4 protein-coding genes are annotated in these 3,687 nt (G+C 29.8%); 1 reads left to right on the top strand and 3 read right to left on the bottom strand.

What is annotated here, in order from left to right; all coding sequences use genetic code 11:
• On the top strand, window positions 1-754 hold a 754-nt coding region (locus CLCHR_RS23955; protein ID WP_079442446.1), incomplete at its 5' end, for a tyrosine-type recombinase/integrase.
• Window positions 755-909: 155 nt separating this feature from the next.
• Here the strand turns inward: CLCHR_RS23955 and CLCHR_RS23950 are convergent.
• The 3 genes from CLCHR_RS23950 to modA all read right to left on the bottom strand — a co-directional run bounded on the left by CLCHR_RS23950 (window position 910) and on the right by modA (window position 3,523).
• Window positions 910-1,956 carry a sulfate/molybdate ABC transporter ATP-binding protein gene (locus tag CLCHR_RS23950; protein WP_079442444.1) on the bottom strand — a complete coding sequence of 349 codons (1,047 nt, stop codon included), beginning with the start codon at window positions 1,954-1,956 and terminating at the stop codon, window positions 910-912.
• Window positions 1,956-2,639: a molybdate ABC transporter permease subunit gene (modB, locus tag CLCHR_RS23945; RefSeq protein WP_079442443.1), complete on the bottom strand. Its 684-nt coding sequence runs from the start codon at window positions 2,637-2,639 to the stop codon at window positions 1,956-1,958. The genes CLCHR_RS23950 and modB overlap by 1 nt, the downstream gene beginning before the upstream one ends.
• A 77-nt stretch (window positions 2,640-2,716) precedes the next feature.
• Complete coding sequence (modA, locus tag CLCHR_RS23940; RefSeq protein WP_079442445.1) at window positions 2,717-3,523, bottom strand: molybdate ABC transporter substrate-binding protein; 807 nt, start codon at window positions 3,521-3,523, stop codon at window positions 2,717-2,719.
• Window positions 3,524-3,687 lie beyond the last annotated feature (164 nt).

Below are 3,687 nucleotides of genomic sequence, written 5' to 3'. Positions count from 1 at the left end.
CTTATATAATAGTGATAAATTAACAATTATGTCATATATACAAAACCTCATTAACCTAGGAAAATCAGAAAGATCTATAAATAGAATAGTAATAAGCCTACGGAATTTCTATTCTTATTTAAAAAGTGAAACCCTAATTAAAGAAGTTCCTAAAATAGAATATAAGAGTTCAAAAAATAATAGAAAATTGCCACAAATTTTGACCATTGACGAAGTAGATAAAATAATTAGAGTAGTTGAAAAAGACTGTTCAAAAGGAATTCGTGATAATGCATTATTAGAACTTATGTATGCTACTGGAATGAAAGTTTCTGAGCTTATTTCATTAAATGTTGAAGATGTTAACCTTGATTTGAATTTTGTAAGGTGTACAGATAATAAGCATTATGAAAGGCTTATTCCAATAGGAAGGAGTGCCTGCAAAGCACTAACAGAATATTTAAGCATAAGATATAAGATTGCACAGTGCGGAGTATCTAATCTTTTTGTAAACTTAAATGGAAATAAACTTACAAGGCAAGGGATTTGGAGAATCGTTAAAGAGTATTCTAGAAAAGCTGGAATAGACAAAGATGTTAATTTAAACACTTTTAGGCATTCATTTGCAGTTCATTTACTTCAAAATGGTGCTAATGTTAGAGCAGTCCAAAAGTTACTCGGAAATCAAGTACTAACATATATGGATACTTATTATGAAATTATAAACAACGATAAAATCAATTATATATATATGCACACTCATCCAAGAGCATAGGTGACTTAAATTTGTTTGATTCTCTTTATGTATAGGATACAAAATGAATAGGTTTTTATGAAGTATAAAAAATTTCAAATATCGAAAATGTAACTTAATAAAAAAGATAGAGAGTCATATTCTCTATCTTTTTTATTTTATAATAAGTAGAACACTTAGAAATAGAATAAACTATCTTTTGGGAAAGTTAAAAATACTGTATCATAATTAGCAAAAACCATATTCTTTTTCTCTACCTTATATTCAATAAGATTTGCATTTAAATTAGTCTTATGTTTCATATACAGAGTAAATTCAAATGGATTCTCTACAATATTATCAATTTGATATGCAAAAGTATTTATGTTATTATCATTTTCAGATATTTCTATATCGTGAGCCCTAATACAAATGTACTGAATGTTATCAGGGACCTCATTATTTACAATATATTCATGTCCCCAGTTTTCAGCATGGATAGTATACTTACCCGTCTTTTTAGCCTTAGAGATGTTTTTGCAGCCGGTCAAGGTTGCTTCCGCAAGAGTTTTAGGTCGTTTGAATAGAGCTTTCTTTTCTCTATTTTCTAGAGATACTCCATTCTCATATACAATAATATTATCGCAAACTCTATAGGCCTCAGCTATATCATGAGTAACAAAAATAACATTACCGTTATAATCTTTTAATATTGACATAAGCTCTTTTTCTAGATTATTTCTTAGATGTTGATCTAAAGCAGAGAAAGGTTCGTCTAATAGTAAAATATCTGGGGAAGTAATTAAAGCTCTAGCCAAGGCAACTCTTTGCTGCTGACCGCCAGAAAGCTGCCAAGGATAATGTTTTTCAAGTCCTACGAGTCCTAGTCTCTCGATGTATTGTTTACTTAATGTTTTTTTTACTTGTTCACTTAAATTAGAAACGCCAATCTCAATATTATCAATAATATTCATGTTAGGAAATAAAGCATAATTCTGAAATAAATATCCAGCTTTTCTTTTTTGAGGACTTAAGTTGATTTTTTTTTCAGAATCAAAGAAAGTTTTATCGTTGATTATTATCTTTCCTTTTGAGGGTGTGACTAAACCTGAGATACATTTTAAGCTCATACTTTTTCCAGAGCCAGATGCACCCAAAAACCCTAGTACACCATCGTGGTGTTCAAAATTAACCTTGAGATTAAATGAAGAAAGATGATTTTCTATATCTATGTACATTGACATTATTTACTCCTCCTCCCCATTAACTTAAGCTGAATTTCTGACCAATAATTTAATATTATTATTAAGAATAAAGATAAAGCAACAATTATAATAACCCAAAGCATTGCTTTTTGCATATCACCGCCTTCAGCTGCAAAGAAAATAGCTAAAGGCATGGTTTGGGTTTTTCCAGGAATATTTCCTGCTATCATAAGTGTGGCACCGAATTCGCCAATAGCTCTTGCAAATGATAGAACAAGTCCACCTATAATACCTGGCATAGCAAGAGGAATAGCGATTTTATAGAATATTTTAAATTCACTTAGTCCAAGAGTCCTTGCAGCAGATAGAATATTAATATCAATTTGTTCAAAAGCAGATCTTGTAGTTCTATACATCATTGGAAAAGAAACAACAACAGCAGCAAGAACTGTGGCAAACCAACTGAAAATTAAGGAAGTATTAAAAAGTGCTAATAGCTTACCTATAGGGCCGTATTTTCCGCATATAAGTAATAGAAAGAAACCTACTACAGTAGGCGGAAGAATTAAAGGTAAGGTAAGTAATCCATCAATTATTCCTTTAGATTTTCCTTTGAAATTTGATACCCAGTATGAGAATATAATTCCGAAAAAGAATGTGATAATCGTTGCAAATAAAGCTGTTTTTATAGAAATCCATAAAGGTGAAAAATCAATATCCATATTAAGTCCTCCTTAAAAGTAAGTTTAGGTAATAATAATTTCGTATAGAAATTATTATTACCTAAAATAAATAAGTATTAAGCTATTCCATAACCATACTTTTCAAATATTTTTTTACAAGTATCAGTGAATAGGAAATCTTCAAAAGCTTTAGCAGCATCAGGATTTTTACTAGCTTTAATTACTCCAATTGGATAAGTTATAGGTGAATGCTTGTCATCAGATACAGTTTCGATAATTTTAGCATCTTTGCTACTTAAAGCATCACTTTTATAAACAAGTCCAACTTCAGCATTTCCAGAAGTTGACCAAGCAAGTACTTCCTTTACATCTTTTGCAAAAACAAGTTTTGAAGATATAGCATCTTTAACTCCAAGTTTAGTGAAAACTTCATCTGCATATTTTCCAGCTGGAACACTCTGAGGTTCTCCGACTGCGATTTTTTTTACTTTATCACTAGTTAAATCTGAAAGACCAGTAATTGTAGTTTCTTTAGGACCAACTAAAACTAAGTCATTTTTAACTAAATCTTTTTTAGTATTATCAAGAAGTAAAGATTTATCTGCAAGTGCTTTCATTTGGCTTTGTCCGGCTGATATAAATATATCGCAAGGAGCGCCTTGCTCGATTTGCTGTTGCAAAGACCCAGATGCACCAAAATTAACTGTTAGTGTCACATTTGGTTTAACTTTCTTAAATTCATCTTGAATATCTGTCATTGCTTCTTTCAAACTTGCAGCAGCAGAAATATTTAATTCTATAGTAGATTCAGGCTTGGACGCATTAGTGTCGATTGTAGTGCTTGCTTTTTGTATTCCACAGCCAACTATAAATATAGATAATAATAAAGTTATTAAAGTTATATAAATTATATTTTTTTTCATAAATAAAACCTCACATTCAAATTTTAATTTTATAGTTATGTTTTGTGATGTTTGGTTATGTTTTGATATGATTTTAATTATATTAGCATTTATTTTTGGAAAAGACAATACTATTTTTACAAAAAAATTTATATCCAGAATAATTTTTGGAGAATATGTATAAT

The sequence above is a fragment of the Clostridium chromiireducens genome, from assembly GCF_002029255.1.
Classification (GTDB): domain Bacteria; phylum Bacillota; class Clostridia; order Clostridiales; family Clostridiaceae; genus Clostridium; species Clostridium chromiireducens.
The sequence above is the reverse complement of the archived record's forward strand: the minus strand, read 5'-3'. Positions and strand labels throughout refer to the sequence as shown.

Coding starts and splice junctions, on each gene's coding strand:
- CLCHR_RS23950 (WP_079442444.1), bottom strand. CDS start 1,956: ATGTCAATGTACATAGATATAGAAAATCATCTTTCTTCATTTAATCTC.
- modB (WP_079442443.1), bottom strand. CDS start 2,639: ATGGATATTGATTTTTCACCTTTATGGATTTCTATAAAAACAGCTTTA.
- modA (WP_079442445.1), bottom strand. CDS start 3,523: ATGAAAAAAAATATAATTTATATAACTTTAATAACTTTATTATTATCT.